A 632-nucleotide genomic window follows, 5' to 3' on the forward strand; every position below is an offset into this window, starting at 1 on the left:
CCGCTCTCTCTATTTATCGGTGCAACTCCAACTAATGCGGAAGCTTGTTTGTTGGTCATATATCCCAGTTCAGGTAAGTTACTAATGATGGATGCTGCCGCGATTTTTCCAATGCCTTTCATGCTTTGAAGTAGATGATTTTTAGCCTGATATTCGGGACATGACTCGATTAATTTGACGATTTTATTTTCTATTTTATTTATCTGATTTTTAAATGCAGTGAGGATAGGCTTTATTGTCATAGCGAGTTCTTTTGGCAATATCTGAAGACGGTTTTTCTCCATTGTTTGCATGACGAGTAACTGGTTTCTGCGTGCTACTAAATCGCTCATAAGCTGCATAGTTTCGGGCTTTAACTGAGATAACGATGGTTTAATAGCTTCACCATAGTGAGCAATAAGTTTAGCGTCGAGCTTGTCCGTTTTAGCGCGTTGCCCAATAGCGCCAGCAAAGCGTTTTACATGAACTGGGTTAGCAATTACAAAAGGTAAACCTGCTTTAGCACACCCGAATTCAGATAATAAGTGCACCACTCATGGTTAATCGGTGAGGAGAGATCAACTGCCTGTTGGTGGTACTCTGTAATCGCCAAAAAACAAGAGTAGTTACCATGAGTTACAAGCAGTTGATCG

Annotated in this window: 1 pseudogene; it reads right to left on the bottom strand. The window is 40.7% G+C overall.

Going from position 1 to position 632, the window contains the following annotated elements:
- Positions 1 to 506: pseudogene (locus tag F9Y84_RS21880) on the bottom strand (IS110 family transposase); the annotation flags it as partial.
- Between the last annotated feature and the right edge of the window lie 126 nt (positions 507 to 632).

This window comes from Pseudoalteromonas peptidolytica (assembly GCF_012641745.1).
GTDB classification, from domain to species: domain Bacteria; phylum Pseudomonadota; class Gammaproteobacteria; order Enterobacterales; family Alteromonadaceae; genus Pseudoalteromonas; species Pseudoalteromonas peptidolytica.